Source organism: Pseudomonas fluorescens (assembly GCF_902497785.1).
GTDB lineage: Bacteria > Pseudomonadota > Gammaproteobacteria > Pseudomonadales > Pseudomonadaceae > Aquipseudomonas > Aquipseudomonas fluorescens_BO.
On sequence record NZ_CABVHK010000029.1, the window covers coordinates 1 to 15,942 of the forward strand.

Here is a 15,942-nt window from a genome sequence, read left to right on the forward strand (position 1 = left end):
CCGGTCGCGAACCGCAGCAGCGTACCCGCCACACCGCCGAGAGAAACCGCAACGATCAATGGAAGCACTATTTTCTCCGCTGCCGGGGGCTGAGACGGTCGAGTTGCGCGAGGTGATTGAGCTTCTCGCCGATCTTCAATTCGAGTCCCCGCGGCACCGGCTGATAGAACGGCTGCGGCTCAAGCTCGTCGGGGAAGTAATCCTCACCGGCGGCGTAGGCATCCGGTTCGTCGTGGGCGTAGCGATATTCGTCGCCATAACCCAGCTGTTTCATCAGCTTGGTCGGCGCGTTGCGCAGGTGCAGCGGCACTTCCAGCGAACCGTGTTCAGTGGCGCTGCGCAGCGCGGCTTTGAAGCCCATGTACACCGCGTTGCTTTTCGGCGCGCAAGCCAGGTAAGTGATGGCCTGGGCCACCGCCAATTCGCCCTCCGGACTGCCGAGCCGTTCCTGCACTTCCCACGCCGCCAGGCACAGGCTCAGCGCGCGCGGATCGGCGTTGCCAATGTCTTCGCTGGCCATACGCACCACGCGCCGGGCGAGGTACAGCGGGTCGCAGCCGCCATCGATCATCCGCGCGAACCAGTACAACGCGCCGTCGGGGTTGGAGCCGCGCACCGATTTATGCAGCGCGGAAATCTGGTCGTAGAACGCTTCGCCGCCCTTGTCGAACCGCCGACGGGTATCACCAAGCAGACTTTGCAATAGATCGACGCCGATCTCACTGTTGTCTTCGGCGAGGTCCGAGGCATTTTCCAGCAGGTTGAGCAGGCGTCGGCCATCGCCATCGGCGGCGGACAACAGCATCTGGAAACCTTCATCGCTGAGGGTCAGCTGCCGTTTGCCCAGGCCACGCTCTTCGGTGAGCGCGCGGTGCACCAACTTGCGCAGGGCCGCTTCGTCGAGGCTTTTCAGCACATAGACACGCGCCCGGGAGAGCAAGGCGTTGTTGAGTTCGAACGAAGGGTTTTCGGTGGTCGCGCCAATGAAAATCAGCGTGCCGTCTTCAACGTAGGGTAGAAACGCATCCTGCTGCGACTTGTTGAAGCGATGCACTTCATCGACGAACAGGATGGTGCGTTTGCCGTACTGGCCGGCCTGTTGCTTGGCGATTTCCACCGCCTGACGGATTTCCTTGACGCCGGCCAAGACCGCCGAGACAGTTTCAAAGTGCGCATCCGAGACTTCCGCCAGCAGCCGCGCGAGGGTGGTTTTACCCACGCCCGGCGGGCCCCAGAAAATCATCGAGTGCAGGGCACCCTGCTCCAGCGCTTCACGCAAGGGCTTGCCGCGAGCGAGCAGGTGTTCCTGACCGACGTACTCATCCAGATTGGCCGCACGCAAACGCGCGGCCAGAGGCTGAGCTATCGGGGCACTGCGAAACAGGTCCATCACGTCGCGTTAAAACCTCGGGTTAATACCAACTCTCTCAGGCCTGCTGGAAACCTGTGGTGAGGGGATTTATCCCCGTTCGGCTGCGCAGCAGTCGCTAAACCAACGCATGCTGTATTCCTGATATACCGCACCAGCAGATCTTGGGGCCGCTCCGCGGCCCAACGGGGATAAATCCCCTCGCCACAAAAGCGCGCTCCAACCGGTTAGTTTATTCCTGGATCACATCGGCACCCTTGGGGATGTCGAACTTGAATTTGGAGGCCGGGATCGGCTCGTTGGCCTTCACGCCGGTGAACAGGATATTGGTGCGCTGACCGACGCTGTCGATCAGTTGCATGTCATTGACCAGACCATTGCGGAACGACAGGCGCAGGCTGTCGAACAGGGTGTCTTTGGTTTTCGGCTTCAAGGTGAAGTCGATCACGCCACCGGCTTCCTTGGCGCTGATGTCGAAGCTCTGGCTGATCTTCGACACGTCACCGGACAACAACAGGGCCGGGGTTTGGGTCAGTCGCTGATCCAGGGTCTTGATGGTGACTTGCTCCAGATCCGGGTCCCACAGGGACACTTTCTTGCCATCGGAGACCATCAGTTGCTCTTGCGGCGCATCGGTGTGCCAGTAGAACAGGCCAGGACGCTGCAAGGACATTTGCCCGGCGGTCTCCTGCAACTGCGTGCCGCTGCCATCGAGAGTCAACTGGGAGAAACGTGCGGTCAGGGTCTGGGATTTTTCCAGCAGTTGGGTCAGACGCGCCACGTCCTTGTCATCGGCGTGGGCCGAGAGCGTGGTCAAAGCCAGTACCGGCAGCAACAGCATGCGGATAAGACGCATGGGAGTCCTCATAATTCGTGGGAGTGCGGGCGGCGCATCACTGCGCCGTCCTTTTAATTCAAAATCAGTCGCGTACCGGGCCCGGGGCCAGAACTTCACGCGAACCGTTGGTGTTCATGGACGTCACGACCCCGGCCATTTCCATGGCTTCGATCATGCGGGCGGCGCGGTTGTAGCCGATTTTCAGCTTGCGCTGCACTGCCGAGATGGACGCGCGACGGCTTTCCAGCACGAACTGCACCGCTTCGTCGTAGAGCGCATCGGTTTCGGCATCGTCATCACCGCCACCGCCGCCATTTTCAAAGCCGCTGCCCGCCTCTTCGACGCCAGCCAGGATGTCATCGTTGTATTCCGGCGCACCGCGCAGTTTCCAGGCTTCAACGACCCGATGAACCTCGTCATCGGAGACGAACGCACCGTGAACCCGGATCGGCAGACTGGTGCCCGGCGGCATGTAGAGCATGTCACCGTGGCCCAGCAGTTGCTCGGCGCCACCCTGATCGATGATGGTCCGCGAATCGATTTTGCTCGACACCTGGAACGCCATCCGCGTCGGAATGTTGGCCTTGATCAGACCGGTGATCACATCAACCGACGGACGCTGGGTCGCGAGGATCAAGTGGATACCGGCCGCACGAGCCTTCTGCGCAATACGGGCGATCAGTTCTTCAACCTTCTTGCCGACGATCATCATCATGTCGGCGAATTCGTCGACGACCACAACGATGGTCGGCAGCTTGGTCAACAGCGGCGCTTCGTCATGAATGCTTTCGCGCTTGTACAGCGGGTCGGTCAGCGGCGTGCCGGCGTCCTGCGCTTCCTTGACCTTGGCGTTGAAGCCGGACAGGTTGCGCACGCCCATCTTCGCCATCAGTTTGTAGCGACGCTCCATCTCCGCCACGCTCCAGCGCAGGGCGTTGGCCGCGTCCTTCATGTCGGTCACGACCGGGCACAGCAGGTGCGGAATGCCTTCGTAGATCGACAGCTCAAGCATTTTCGGGTCGATCATGATCAGCTTGGCGTCTTCAGGGCCGGACTTGAACAGGATCGACAGGATCATCGCGTTCACACCCACCGACTTACCGGAACCGGTCGTACCGGCCACCAGCAAGTGAGGCATTTTCGCCAGGTCGGTGATGACCGGCTTGCCGCCGATGTCATGACCCAGGGCCAGGGTAACCGGCGATTTGAAGTTGTCATACTCGGGAGTCGACAGCACTTCGGAGAAGCGCACGATCTGCCGGTCTTCGTTGGGAATCTCGATACCGACGGTGGTCTTGCCCGGAATCACTTCCACCACCCGCACGCTGGTCACGGCCAGGGAACGCGCCAGGTCTTTCGCCAGGTTGGAGATGCGGCTGACTTTGACACCGGCGGCTGGCTGGATTTCGTAACGGGTAATCACCGGGCCCGGGTGAATCGAATCCACCGAGACCTCGACCCCGAATTCCTTGAGTTTGATTTCCAGCAAGTGGCCGACGGCTGCCAGCGACTCCGGGGAATAGTTGAGTTGTTTCTTTTCAGCCGGATCGAGAATCGAGATCGGCGGCAAGGTGCCTTCGACGGCGCTGTCAACGAACAACGGCGCCTGCTTCTCTTTTTCCACGCGCTTGCTCGGCGCGGCGGGTTTTGGCGGCGCCGGAGCAATCACCGGCGGCACCTGCTTCTCGCGGTCTGACATGTGCTTGCTCAGGGCTTGCTCGCGTTCGATCAGGCGTTCCTTGACCTTGGCTTGCTCGCGCTTGTCGGTGACGGTCGGCGCCACCACGTCATGCACCCGATCATCGACTTCACGCAGTTGCGCAACCAGCTGTTTGCGCTCGACACGGGCGGCCCACCAGCGATTGGCCGCGCCCTGGAACAGTTCCAGCAGGTCGAGGGTGATCTTGCCGGTGACGTCCATCACCTTGAACCACGAAAGGTCGGTGAAAACCGTCAGGCCGAACAGGAACAGCGCAATGAACAGCAACGTGCTGCCCTGAATGTTCAGCGCATTGCGGGCCAGGTCGCCAAGGCTTTCGCCCAACGCACCGCCCGCACCGGCCGGCAGACCGGTAGCGGCGTGGAAATGGATATGCGCGAGTGCCGCGCCTGACAGCACCAAAAACACCAGACCGATCAGGCGCCAGGAAAACAGCCAACCGCTCCACTGCCACGGTTCGTGGCGTTGACGGAAAATCTGCCAGGCCTTGATCGCCAGCAGCAGCGGGAAGATGTAGGCGAAGTAGCCCAGCACCATGAACAGGATGTCAGCGCTGTAGGAACCGGCCGGCCCGCCGAAGTTCTGCACGTCATCGATCTTGCTGTTATGGCTCCAGCCCGGATCATCCTTGCCGTAGGTAAGCAAGGCCATCATGAGGAACAGGCACAGGGCGCCAATGGCGATCAATGCACCTTCCTTGAGCCGGTAGTGCAAATGCTGGCGCCAGAGTGGAACGACGGCTGGTTTAGGTGCTGCGGTGGATTTCTTCAAAACGCTTCTTTTCCTGCGCCCATGGCGCGTCCATCTGCTGAATGACTATAAAAAACTGCCCAATCCAGGCAGGTAAAAAAGTTAACAGGCGCAACTGAGACTACTTTTAACACTGCACTGCGGATTTTATAAACACGGTGCGCACTGATTATTCCAGTGACCGGCACGCATTGTACGGGTTTGCTCACACGATGCCATGCTGGCAAACCTTGGATCAGCATAGTCAACGGCCTGCGAACTGTATTCAATTTGAGCACGCATTCTCTTTTGTGACAAAGGCTTATGAGGTGTTTTATGAGCGAATCCAAGCATTGCCGCCTGATCATTCTGGGTTCCGGCCCTGCCGGTTACAGTGCCGCCGTCTATGCCGCCCGCGCCAACCTCAAACCCGTGGTCATCACCGGCATACAGGCAGGTGGCCAGCTCACCACCACCGTCGAAGTCGACAACTGGCCCGGCGACGTCGAAGGCCTGACCGGCCCGGCACTGATGGAACGCATGCAAAAACACGCCGAGCGCTTTGACACAGAGATCGTTTACGACCACATCCATACCGCCAAGTTGCAACAACGCCCGTTCGAACTGAGCGGCGATGGCGGCACTTACACCTGCGATGCATTGATTATTGCCACCGGCGCCTCCGCGCAATACCTGGGCCTGCCTTCGGAGGAGACGTTTGCCGGCAAAGGGGTGTCGGCTTGCGCGACATGCGACGGATTCTTTTACCGAAATCAGGTCGTCGCGGTCGTGGGTGGCGGGAATACCGCTGTTGAAGAAGCTTTGTATCTGTCCAACATCGCCAAGGAAGTTCACCTGATTCATCGTCGCGACAAGTTGCGCTCGGAAAAAATCCTTCAGGACAAACTGTTCGAGAAAGCTGCCAACGGCAATATCCGCCTGCACTGGAACCAGCACCTCGATGAAGTTCTGGGCGATGCCAGTGGTGTGACCGGCGCCCGCCTGCGGGACAGTCATACTGGTGAAACCCGGGAACTGGCACTGGCCGGCGTGTTCATCGCCATCGGCCACAAGCCCAACACTGACCTGTTTGCAGGCCAGCTGAAAATGCGCGACGGCTATCTGCTGGTCAAAGGCGGCAGCGACGGCGACGCCACGTCCACCGAAATCCCCGGCGTGTTCGCTGCCGGTGACGTGGCCGATCACGTTTATCGCCAGGCCGTCACTTCTGCGGGTGCCGGCTGCATGGCCGCACTGGATGCGGAAAAATACCTCGACGACATTCCGACCGTTTGACGGCAAACTTCACAGTGGGCGCAACGGCCCACCACTGCCCTCCCCTTCTGTAAGCGGACGCCATGCTGACTTGGTTACAACGCAACACCCTGACCTTCCCGCCGCTGGAAAAAGCCATGCGCGATCCCAACGGACTGTTGGCTGCGGGTGGCGATCTGTCCGCAGACCGGCTGATCCAGGCTTATCGCCACGGTTGCTTTCCGTGGTTTTCGGACGGCCAGCCCATTCTCTGGTGGTCGCCGGATCCGCGTACCGTTCTGTTTCCCGACGAACTGCATGTCTCGCGCAGCCTGAACAAGTTGCTGCGCCAGCAACGCTATCAAGTGACCTTCGATCAGGACTTTGCCGCGGTCATTGGCGCGTGCGCCGCGCCCCGGGACTACGCCGATGGCACCTGGATCACCGAAGCGATGCAAAATGCCTACCTCGATCTGCACCAGCGCGGTTACGCGCATTCGGTGGAAGTCTGGGACAATGGCGTGCTGGTCGGCGGCCTCTATGGCCTGGCGATGGGCCAGCTGTTTTTCGGTGAGTCGATGTTCAGCCGCGCCGACAATGCGTCGAAATATGGCTTTGCCACCTTGGTCAAACATCTGAAAGATTCGGGATTCGTGCTGATCGACTGCCAGATGCCCACTGACCATTTGCACAGCCTCGGCGCCCGGGCCATTCCCCGCCGCGAGTTTGCCCGCTACCTTGCGCAGCATCTGGATCAGCCCAGCCGTGCCAGCTGGGTTTGCTGAGCGACTTTGACTCGCGTGGCTTACACTTAATCAAAAGCTTATACCGAGGGTTGATCATGACCGAGTTGGCGCGTTTGAAGTTTTATGCCACTCAGCCCCACTCTTGCAGTTATCTGCCTGAGGAGCAGGCCACGACCCTGTTCCTCGATCCTAGCCAGCCCATGGATGTGCATGTCTATGCAGACCTGTCTGAAATGGGTTTTCGTCGCAGCGGCGATCATCTCTACCGGCCCCATTGCCAGAATTGCAATGCGTGCGTACCGGCGCGCATTCCTGTGGGGCAATTCGTGCCCAACCGTCAGCAGAAACGTATCTTCAAGCGCAATCTTGATGTGCAAGTGCGTCCGGCCAAACCCCAATTCAGCGAAGAGTACTTCGACCTGTATCAGCGCTACATTGAACAGCGGCATGCCGATGGCGACATGTACCCGCCGAGCCGTGATCAGTTTTCGACCTTCCTGGTGCGTGACTTGCCGTTTTCTCGTTTTTACGAATTTCGCCTCGACGGCCAGCTGCTGGCGGTGGCCGTCACCGACTTGCTGCCGAACGGTCTGTCGGCGGTCTACACCTTCTACGAACCCTCTGAAGAGCGCCGCAGCCTGGGGCGTTACGCGATTCTCTGGCAAATCGCCGAGGCCCAGCGCCTGGGGCTGGAGGCGGTGTACCTCGGTTACTGGATCAAAAACTGCAAAAAGATGAGCTACAAAACTCAATATCGCCCGATTGAACTGCTGATTAATCAGCGCTGGGTGATCCTGAACTAGAACCCCTTGGCTTAAACCCCATTTTTCGGGCACAATGCACGCCGCTTTTGCCTGGCGCAGTTGCACCGGGCCATTCATTGGACACCGAGGGCTTTACTGCATGTCGAAAGAAGACAGCTTCGAAATGGAAGGCACTGTCGTCGACACCCTGCCCAACACCATGTTTCGCGTGGAGTTGGAAAATGGGCACGTCGTAACCGCGCATATTTCCGGCAAGATGCGCAAGAACTACATTCGTATTCTTACCGGTGACAAAGTGCGCGTCGAGCTGACGCCCTATGACTTGAGCAAAGGGCGCATCACTTACCGCGCTCGCTAATCAGGTCAATACAAAACGCCCGGTTTATGCCGGGCGTTTTTGTTTGCCTGCGATTTAACGACCACCCCGTAGGCGCTGCCGAAGGCTGCGATCTTTTGATCTTTTTTTTGTGAATCAAGATCAAAAGATCGCAGCCTTCGGCAGCTCCTACCGGGGATCGACACGAGTCTGACAGACAGCAAAAAGGCGCCTTTCGGCGCCTTTTGCTTTGTTGCGGTTTAACGTCAGGCCATTTCCGCCGTGGTTTCGAACTCAAAGGTCAACTCGCCATCCTTGAGATCGATATGCACCACACCACCATGATCAGCCAATTCACCAAAGAGAATCTCTTCCGCCAGCGGACGTTTGATCTTGTCCTGAATCAAACGCGCCATCGGCCGAGCGCCCATTGCCGTGTCATAACCACCCGCCGCCAACCAGCTGCGGGCCGCATCCGTCACTTCCAGCTGCACACGCTTGTCTTCCAGTTGCGCCTGAAGCTCGGTAAGGAACTTGTCCACCACGCTTTTGATGACCTCATGGCTGAGGCGACCAAACTGGATAATGGTGTCCAGACGGTTACGGAACTCCGGTGTGAAGCTCTTCTTGATCACTTCCATCGCATCGGACGAATGGTCCTGATGGGTGAAACCGATCGACGCACGCGCTGCGGTTTCGGCACCGGCGTTGGTCGTCATAATGACGATCACGTTACGGAAATCCGCCTTGCGCCCGTTGTTATCGGTCAGCGTACCGTGGTCCATGACCTGCAACAGCAGGTTGAAGACTTCCGGATGCGCCTTCTCGATTTCATCGAGCAACAGCACGCAGTGAGGCTGCTTGGTGATGGCTTCGGTCAACAGACCGCCCTGGTCGAAACCGACATAGCCAGGAGGCGCACCGATCAGACGCGAGACGGTGTGACGCTCCATGTACTCGGACATGTCGAAACGCACCAGCTCAATGCCCAACGCTTTCGCCAGCTGACGCGCCGCCTCGGTTTTACCAACGCCGGTCGGACCGGCGAACAGGAACGAGCCGACAGGTTTGTCAGGTGACTTGAGGCCGGCACGGGACAGTTTGATCGCGGTCGACAACGAATCGATCGCGGCATCCTGGCCAAACACCGTCAACTTCAGATCACGCTCGAGGTTGCGCAGCAGTTCCTTATCGGAGCTGGTGACGTGTTTCGGCGGAATCCGCGCGATTTTCGCGACGATGTCCTCGACCTGAGGCACTTCGATGCGTTTCACACGCTTCTCGATCGGTTGCAGGCGTTGATAGGCACCCGCCTCGTCGATCACGTCAATGGCCTTGTCCGGCATGTGCCGGTCATTGATGTAGCGCGACGCCAGTTCAGCAGCGGCGCGCAACGCCTCATCGCTGTACTCGATGTTGTGGTGCGCTTCGAAGCGCCCTTTCAAGCCGCGCAGGATACCGATGGTGTCTTCCACCGAAGGCTCCGACACATCGACCTTCTGGAAGCGCCGCGCCAGGGCACGGTCTTTCTCGAAGATCCCGCGGAATTCCTGGAACGTGGTCGAACCGATGCAGCGGATATCACCCGACGACAGCAGTGGTTTGAGCAGGTTCGAGGCATCCATGACGCCACCGGACGCAGCACCCGCACCGATAATGGTGTGGATTTCGTCGATGAACAGGATCGCCTGAGGACGTTTTTTCAGCTCATTGAGCAACGCTTTGAAGCGCTTCTCGAAATCGCCACGGTATTTGGTCCCGGCCAGCAAGGCGCCCAGATCGAGGGAATACACCACGCTGTTGGCCAGCAGATCCGGCACCTGGTTGTCGACTATGCGCTTGGCCAGGCCTTCGGCAATCGCGGTTTTACCCACGCCCGCCTCGCCCACCAGCAACGGATTGTTTTTGCGCCGACGCGCGAGAATCTGCGCTACACGCTCGACTTCGAGCTCACGGCCGACCAACGGATCGATCCGACCCTGACGCGCGAGTTCGTTGAGGTTGCTGGCATAAGCATCCAGAGGATTGCCTGAAGATGAAGACTCACCGCCCTCGTCGTCCTGCATATCTTGCTCACCTTCAGAGTGATCGCCGTGCCCCGGTACTTTGGAGATACCGTGAGCGATGTAGTTGACGACATCGATGCGCGCAACGCTCTGCTGTTTCAGCAGGAACACTGCCTGACTCTCTTGCTCACTGAAGATCGCAACCAGCACGTTGGCGCCGGTTACTTCGCGTTTGCCCGAGCTCTGTACGTGAAAGACAGCACGCTGCAGAACACGCTGGAACCCCAGGGTTGGCTGGGTCTCGCGATCCTCGTCATGCACGGGAATCAACGGCGTGGTGGAGTCGATGAACTCCTGCAGATCATGCTTGAGTTTGTCGAGGTTTGCGCCGCAGGCACGCAAAACGGTGGCGGCAGCCTCATTATCCAATAGGGCCAGCAGGAGGTGTTCGACGGTCATGAACTCATGACGCTTCGAACGGGCCTCCTTGAAGGCAAGATTGAGGGTGACTTCGAGCTCGCGGTTTAACATAGCTTCACCTCATACCCAAGTGGTCGGCGATTAACCGTCCTTCTCGATTTCACAGAGTAGCGGATGCTGGCTTTCCCTGGCGTACTGGTTGACCTGCATGGCCTTGGTCTCGGCAATGTCGCGGGTAAACACTCCACATACTGCCCGTCCTTCTGTGTGGACGGCCAGCATGACCTTGGTCGCCAGCTCGCGATTCAGGTTAAAAAACACCTCGAGCACTTCGACGACGAAATCCATCGGTGTGTAGTCATCGTTAAACAAAACCACCTTGTACATCGGCGGTGCCTGTAAAGCAGGCTTCGCTTCCTGAACAGCAATGCCTGCGGAATCGTCGTCTTGTTCCTCCGGGTGGTCCTTCTGGAGAGTCGGGCGATCCTGATTGAATGTTAGTCGAATCTGGCTGATTGCATGCATGGAAAGAAAGGTTCGTCAGTTGTGCGAATACAGTAGTGGGGACGGTCGTGAACGATTTCAACTCCGAGTGCCGGGTCAACTTGACTATCGGCAAAACGGTGTTACAACCAATAGAGCCCACAGTGGGTAAAAAAGGTCCGCGGAGTCAATCTTATTTAAAGGATCTGACTGCGGATGTACTGGATGATACTCCAGTGATGGAGTCTGTTGCAGAGGGATATGGGTATGTCAGGCGTCAAGAACACAGAGCCGGTCAAAGGCACTGTAAAAGGCAAGGTCAAATGGTTCAACAATGCCAAGGGTTATGGCTTCATCAACAGGGAAGGTGATAGCGAAGACCTGTTCGCCCATTATTCGGCCATCAATATGGACGGTTACAAGACCCTGAAAGCCGGCCAGGCGGTCGTGTTTGACATCATTCAGGGCCCCAAAGGCTTGCACGCCGTCAACATCGGCGCACCCGAGGACGCTCAGACTTCCCCCGCGCCTGCCACGCAGCAGACCGTTACGGCGTAAACCGGTACGCGTCATCCAGTCATAAAAAAACCGCCCGACTCCATCATTTGAGTCGGGCGGTTTTTGTCGTGCATCGACTCGCTTACATGTGCGAGATCAGTGCATCACCAAACGCCGAAGAAGACAGCAGTTTCGCGCCTTCCATCAGACGTTCGAAGTCATAGGTCACGGTCTTGGCGGAAATCGCGCCGTTGGTGCCCTTGATGATCAGGTCGGCCGCTTCGGTCCAGCCCATGTGGCGCAGCATCATTTCGGCGGACAGGATAAGCGAACCCGGGTTGACCTGGTCCTTGCCGGCGTACTTCGGCGCAGTACCGTGGGTCGCTTCAAACATGGCAATGGTGTCGGACAGGTTGGCACCCGGCGCGATACCGATACCGCCCACTTCCGCCGCGAGGGCGTCGGAGAGGTAGTCGCCATTGAGGTTCAGGGTCGCGATCACATCGTACTCGGCCGGGCGCAGCAGGATCTGCTGGAGCATGGCGTCGGCGATGGCATCCTTGACGATGACATTCTTGCCGGTTTTCGGGTTCTTGAACTGCATCCACGGCCCGCCGTCGAGCAGGGTCGCGCCGAATTCTTCAGCCGCCACTTCGTAGGCCCATTCCTTGAAGGCACCTTCGGTGAACTTCATGATGTTGCCTTTGTGCACGATGGTCAGCGAGTCGCGGTCGTTGTCGACGACGTACTGCAATGCCTTGCGCGCCAGACGCTTGGTGCCCTGCAGGGAAACCGGCTTGACGCCGATGCCGCAGTTTTCGTCGAAACGGATCTTGGTGACGCCCATTTCTTCTTTGAGGAACTTGATGACCTTGGTCGCTTCCGGCGAACCGGCTTTCCATTCGATACCGGCATAAATGTCTTCCGAGTTTTCGCGGAAGATCGTCATGTCGACGTCGCCTGGTTTCTTGACCGGGCTAGGCACGCCTTCGAACCAGCGCACCGGGCGCAAGCACACATAAAGGTCCAGTTGCTGACGCAGTGCCACGTTCAGGGAACGGATGCCGCCGCCGACCGGCGTGGTCAGAGGGCCTTTGATGGAAACCACGTAATCCTTGACCGCGTCCAGGGTTTCCTGAGGTAGCCAGGTGTCCTGATCGTAAACCTGAGTCGCTTTCTCCCCGGCGTAGACTTCCATCCAGGAAATTTTGCGCTCGCCGCCGTAAGCCTTCTTAACAGCAGCATCGACAACCTTGATCATGACCGGGCTGATATCAACGCCAATACCATCGCCTTCGATAAAGGGGATGATCGGGTTGTTAGGAACATTGAGAGAATGGTCCGCGTTGACGGTGATTTTGTCGCCGACGGCTGGAACCTGAATCTTCTTGTATCCCATGCTGAACTCCATTGTTTGGATTGAACATCTGGCTTCGTCCGAGCGTACCCCAGTTAAATCGGCGCGCAAACCCTATGTTCCATCCATCTGCCGCAAAGCTGCGCAGTTCGCAACGTACAAGCCTGAAAGCAAAGGGAAAAGCGCCAAACTCAAGCACCTGTGACGACTCTACGCCCCGCACTCCCCTGCGACCTTTAGACCAATGGACGAGTTTCGTTGCGTATGAACCATCGGCAGATTGCCAGCTACCTATGTATAATGCCGCCCGCTGACCACAGAGTCACGACGGCCGACCTCTCTACGACGAGGCTCAGGACCCGAAAAGCAGGACTGTTACCGCAGTCCACCCGCTTGACGCTCGACTGATGCACCCAACATCACCGCGCACAAATCTCGACATTCGGCTCATGGATGACTTTGAACGAACGCGCTTACCCGGCGCCCCTCGAGTTTCTGCGCACGCTTTAGCAAAGAAGAGAGAGTTAATCCGAATATGCCCACCCGCTCGAAGATCATCTATACCTTCACCGACGAAGCCCCAGCCCTCGCCACCTATTCACTGTTGCCTATCGTAGAAGCGTTCACCGCTTCGGCTGATATCGCCGTGGAAACCCGCGATATCTCTCTTGCAGGGCGCATCCTGGCCAGCTTCCCCGAGCAATTGGGTGACAAAGCCGTAGCCGACCACCTCGCCGAACTGGGCGACCTGGCCGTTACGCCTGAAGCCAACATCATCAAGCTGCCGAACATCAGTGCTTCGGTTCCGCAACTGCAGGCCGCGATCAAAGAGCTGCAAGCCCAGGGCTTCGCACTGCCGGACTACCCGGAAACCGTGACCAGCGACGCCGACAAAGAAACCAAGTCGCGTTACGACAAGATCAAGGGCAGTGCCGTGAACCCGGTTCTGCGCGAAGGCAACTCCGATCGTCGTGCACCGCTGTCGGTCAAGAACTACGCACGCAAGCACCCGCACAAAATGGGCGCTTGGGCTACGGACTCCAAGTCCCACGTCGCGCACATGAGCACCGGTGATTTCTACGGCAGCGAAAAAGCTGCCCTGATCGACGCTGCTGACGCCGTCAAGATCGAACTGATCGCTCAGGACGGCACCACCACCGTCCTTAAAGAAAAAACCACCGTGCAAGCCGGTGAGATCCTCGATTGCGCGGTCATGAGCAAAAACGCGCTGCGCAGTTTCATCGCTGCCGAGATCGAAGACGCCAAAGCCAAGGGCGTGTTGCTGTCGGTTCACCTGAAAGCCACCATGATGAAGGTCTCCGACCCGATCATGTTCGGCCAGATCGTTGCCGAGTTCTACAAAGATGCGCTGGCCAAGCATGCAGACGTGCTGGCACAGATCGGCTTCAACCTGAACAACGGCATCGGCGACCTGTACGCTCGCATCAAGGCCCTGCCGGCTGAACAGCAGGCGCAGATCGAAGCGGACATCCAGGCGGTTTACGCCGTCCGTCCGTCGTTGGCCATGGTCAACTCCGACAAGGGCATCACCAACCTGCACGTGCCGAGCGACGTCATCGTCGACGCCTCGATGCCTGCGATGATCCGTGACTCCGGCAAGATGTGGGGCACTGACGGTCAACTGCACGACACCAAGGCTGTGATCCCGGATCGTTGCTACGCCACCATCTACCAGGCGGTGATCGAAGACTGCAAGAAACATGGCGCCTTCGACCCAACCACCATGGGCAGCGTGCCAAACGTTGGCCTGATGGCGAAAAAAGCCGAAGAGTACGGCTCGCACGACAAGACATTCCAGATCAAGGCCAACGGCGTTGTTCGCGTGACCGACAGCAAAGGCAGCCTGCTGCTGGAGCAACCGGTAGAAGCCGGCGACATCTTCCGCATGTGCCAGACCAAAGACGCGCCGATCCAGGACTGGGTGAAACTGGCCGTCAACCGTGCTCGTGCCAGCGCAACTCCGGCGATTTTCTGGCTGGACCCAATGCGCGCTCACGACGGTGTTGTGATCGAGAAAGTTCAGGCTTACCTGAAGGATCACGACACCTCCGGCCTCGACATCCGCATCATGTCGCCCGTCGACGCGATGGCCTTCACCCTGGGCCGTACCCGCGAAGGCAAGGACACCATCTCGGTGACCGGCAACGTACTGCGCGACTACCTGACTGACCTGTTCCCGATCATGGAACTGGGCACCAGCGCCAAGATGCTGTCGATCGTGCCGCTAATGAACGGCGGCGGTCTGTTCGAAACCGGCGCTGGCGGTTCGGCACCCAAGCACGTTCAGCAACTGCTGGAAGAAAACTTCCTGCGCTGGGATTCCCTGGGCGAGTTCCTCGCACTGGCGGCCTCCCTTGAGCACCTGGGCGTGACTTACAACAACCCCAAGGCGCTGGTGCTGGCCAAGACCCTGGATCAGGCCACCGGCCAGTTCCTCGACAACAACAAGTCGCCATCGCGCAAAGTCGGCAACATCGACAACCGCGGCAGCCACTTCTACCTGGCGCTGTACTGGGCTCAAGCCCTGGCCGCCCAGACTGAAGACGCTGCACTGCAAGCGCAGTTCGGCGCGCTGGCAAAAACCCTGACCGAGAACGAGGCAACCATCGTTGCCGAGCTCAACGCCGTTCAGGGCAAGCCAGTCGACATCGGCGGTTACTACCACGCCAATGCCGAGTTGATCAGCAAAGCCATGCGCCCGAGCAACACCTTCAACGCGGCGATTGCTGCGCTGGTTTAAGGGTGTAAGGATGCAAAAAAGCCCCGGCCTAGTGCCGGGGTTTTTGTTTGTGGCGCACATTTCAATGTGAACACCGAACCCCTGTGGGAGCGAGCTTGCTCGCGATGACGGTTTATCATTCAACATTGATATTGACTGACCTGCCGCTATCGCGAGCAAGCTCGCTCCCACAGGGGTTCGGCGCTCAACATTAGATTTTCCACAAAACTGACATCGAGGAACCTTCATGGACTGGAAACCCCACATCACCGTCGCCACCATCGTCGAGGACAACGGCCGTTTCCTGATGGTCGAAGAACTCAAGGGCGGACGGACGGTACTCAACCAGCCCGCCGGTCACCTCGACCCGGACGAAACCCTGATCGAAGCCGCCGTACGCGAAACCCTTGAGGAAACCGGCTGGGACGTCGAAGCGACCGGCGTGGTGGGCATCTACCTCTACACCGCACCCAGCAACGGCGTGACGTACCAAAGGGTTTGCTTCATCGCCAAAGCGCTCAAGCACCACCCCGACTATCAACTCGACGACGGCATCGTCGGCGCTAAATGGCTGACGCGTGACGAACTACTGGCACAGCGCGCAAACTGGCGCAGTGAGCTGATCATCCGCTGTATCGATGATTATCTGGACGGCAAACACTTCGGTCTCGAACTGATCCGCCCTTCTCTTTAGCCTTGTGG

Annotated in this window: 14 protein-coding genes and 1 pseudogene; 7 read left to right on the top strand and 8 right to left on the bottom strand. The window is 58.5% G+C overall.

What is annotated here, in order from left to right:
- The 5 genes and pseudogenes from F8N62_RS32030 to F8N62_RS30080 all read right to left on the bottom strand — a co-directional run.
- Positions 1-68: pseudogene (locus F8N62_RS32030) on the bottom strand (fluoride efflux transporter CrcB); the annotation flags it as partial.
- Positions 68-1,390 (bottom strand): replication-associated recombination protein A, encoded by a 1,323-nt coding sequence (locus F8N62_RS30065; RefSeq protein WP_150714032.1) that lies wholly within the window; start codon positions 1,388-1,390, stop codon positions 68-70. The gene F8N62_RS30065 and the pseudogene F8N62_RS32030, both read right to left, overlap by 1 nt.
- A 211-nt stretch (positions 1,391-1,601) precedes the next feature.
- Positions 1,602-2,225, bottom strand: a complete 624-nt coding sequence (gene lolA / locus F8N62_RS30070; protein WP_007904916.1) for an outer membrane lipoprotein chaperone LolA — start codon at positions 2,223-2,225, stop codon at positions 1,602-1,604.
- Positions 2,226-2,289: 64 nt separating this feature from the next.
- On the bottom strand, positions 2,290-4,698 hold the full coding sequence (locus tag F8N62_RS30075) for a DNA translocase FtsK (protein ID WP_150714033.1): 2,409 nt from the start codon (positions 4,696-4,698) through the stop codon (positions 2,290-2,292).
- A complete protein-coding gene (locus F8N62_RS30080) occupies positions 4,695-4,955 on the bottom strand; it encodes a hypothetical protein (protein WP_150714034.1) in 261 nt (86 codons plus the stop codon). The genes F8N62_RS30075 and F8N62_RS30080 overlap by 4 nt, the downstream gene beginning before the upstream one ends.
- A 37-nt stretch (positions 4,956-4,992) precedes the next feature.
- On the opposite strand from F8N62_RS30080, the gene trxB reads away from it, so the two are divergent.
- The 4 genes from trxB to infA all read left to right on the top strand — a co-directional run bounded on the left by trxB (position 4,993) and on the right by infA (position 7,778).
- A complete protein-coding gene (gene trxB, locus F8N62_RS30085; protein WP_150714035.1) occupies positions 4,993-5,952 on the top strand; it encodes a thioredoxin-disulfide reductase in 960 nt (319 codons plus the stop codon).
- A 62-nt stretch (positions 5,953-6,014) separates the two neighbouring features.
- On the top strand, positions 6,015-6,695 hold the full coding sequence (gene aat / locus F8N62_RS30090; RefSeq protein WP_150714036.1) for a leucyl/phenylalanyl-tRNA--protein transferase: 681 nt from the start codon (positions 6,015-6,017) through the stop codon (positions 6,693-6,695).
- Positions 6,696-6,751: 56 nt separating this feature from the next.
- Positions 6,752-7,459, top strand: coding sequence for an arginyltransferase (locus tag F8N62_RS30095; protein ID WP_150714037.1), 708 nt, complete (start codon positions 6,752-6,754; stop codon positions 7,457-7,459).
- 100 nt (positions 7,460-7,559) lie between these two features.
- A complete protein-coding gene (gene infA, locus F8N62_RS30100; protein ID WP_002553999.1) occupies positions 7,560-7,778 on the top strand; it encodes a translation initiation factor IF-1 in 219 nt (72 codons plus the stop codon).
- Between the two features lie 224 nt (positions 7,779-8,002).
- Here infA and clpA read toward each other — a convergent pair whose 3' ends face one another.
- Positions 8,003-10,273 carry an ATP-dependent Clp protease ATP-binding subunit ClpA gene (clpA, locus tag F8N62_RS30105; RefSeq protein ID WP_046032479.1) on the bottom strand — a complete coding sequence of 757 codons (2,271 nt, stop codon included), beginning with the start codon at positions 10,271-10,273 and terminating at the stop codon, positions 8,003-8,005.
- Positions 10,274-10,303: 30 nt separating this feature from the next.
- Complete coding sequence (clpS, locus tag F8N62_RS30110; protein ID WP_150714038.1) at positions 10,304-10,687, bottom strand: ATP-dependent Clp protease adapter ClpS; 384 nt, start codon at positions 10,685-10,687, stop codon at positions 10,304-10,306.
- A 225-nt stretch (positions 10,688-10,912) separates the two neighbouring features.
- Here clpS and cspD point away from each other — a divergent pair, with 225 nt between their 5' ends.
- The gene (gene cspD / locus F8N62_RS30115; protein WP_191632472.1) at positions 10,913-11,203 is read left to right on the top strand and encodes a cold shock domain-containing protein CspD; all 291 of its coding nucleotides are present in this window, start codon (positions 10,913-10,915) and stop codon (positions 11,201-11,203) included.
- A gap of 82 nt (positions 11,204-11,285) precedes the next feature.
- On the opposite strand, the gene icd is transcribed toward cspD, so the two are convergent.
- Positions 11,286-12,542 carry an NADP-dependent isocitrate dehydrogenase gene (gene icd, locus F8N62_RS30120; RefSeq protein WP_150714040.1) on the bottom strand — a complete coding sequence of 419 codons (1,257 nt, stop codon included), beginning with the start codon at positions 12,540-12,542 and terminating at the stop codon, positions 11,286-11,288.
- Between the two features lie 493 nt (positions 12,543-13,035).
- Between icd and F8N62_RS30125 the strand changes: the two genes are divergently transcribed.
- Together F8N62_RS30125 and F8N62_RS30130 are read left to right on the top strand one after the other, a co-directional pair.
- Entirely contained in the window at positions 13,036-15,261 is a 2,226-nt protein-coding gene (locus F8N62_RS30125; protein ID WP_150714041.1) for an NADP-dependent isocitrate dehydrogenase, read from the top strand.
- Between the two features lie 226 nt (positions 15,262-15,487).
- Positions 15,488-15,934: an NUDIX hydrolase gene (locus F8N62_RS30130; protein ID WP_150714042.1), complete on the top strand. Its 447-nt coding sequence runs from the start codon at positions 15,488-15,490 to the stop codon at positions 15,932-15,934.
- Positions 15,935-15,942: the final 8 nt, after the last annotated feature.

Coding starts and splice junctions, on each gene's coding strand:
- trxB (WP_150714035.1), top strand. CDS start 4,993: ATGAGCGAATCCAAGCATTGCCGCCTGATCATTCTGGGTTCCGGCCCT.
- F8N62_RS30125 (WP_150714041.1), top strand. CDS start 13,036: ATGCCCACCCGCTCGAAGATCATCTATACCTTCACCGACGAAGCCCCA.
- F8N62_RS30065 (WP_150714032.1), bottom strand. CDS start 1,390: ATGGACCTGTTTCGCAGTGCCCCGATAGCTCAGCCTCTGGCCGCGCGT.
- icd (WP_150714040.1), bottom strand. CDS start 12,542: ATGGGATACAAGAAGATTCAGGTTCCAGCCGTCGGCGACAAAATCACC.
- clpS (WP_150714038.1), bottom strand. CDS start 10,687: ATGCATGCAATCAGCCAGATTCGACTAACATTCAATCAGGATCGCCCG.
- F8N62_RS30130 (WP_150714042.1), top strand. CDS start 15,488: ATGGACTGGAAACCCCACATCACCGTCGCCACCATCGTCGAGGACAAC.
- infA (WP_002553999.1), top strand. CDS start 7,560: ATGTCGAAAGAAGACAGCTTCGAAATGGAAGGCACTGTCGTCGACACC.
- cspD (WP_191632472.1), top strand. CDS start 10,913: ATGTCAGGCGTCAAGAACACAGAGCCGGTCAAAGGCACTGTAAAAGGC.
- lolA (WP_007904916.1), bottom strand. CDS start 2,225: ATGCGTCTTATCCGCATGCTGTTGCTGCCGGTACTGGCTTTGACCACG.
- aat (WP_150714036.1), top strand. CDS start 6,015: ATGCTGACTTGGTTACAACGCAACACCCTGACCTTCCCGCCGCTGGAA.
- F8N62_RS30095 (WP_150714037.1), top strand. CDS start 6,752: ATGACCGAGTTGGCGCGTTTGAAGTTTTATGCCACTCAGCCCCACTCT.
- clpA (WP_046032479.1), bottom strand. CDS start 10,273: ATGTTAAACCGCGAGCTCGAAGTCACCCTCAATCTTGCCTTCAAGGAG.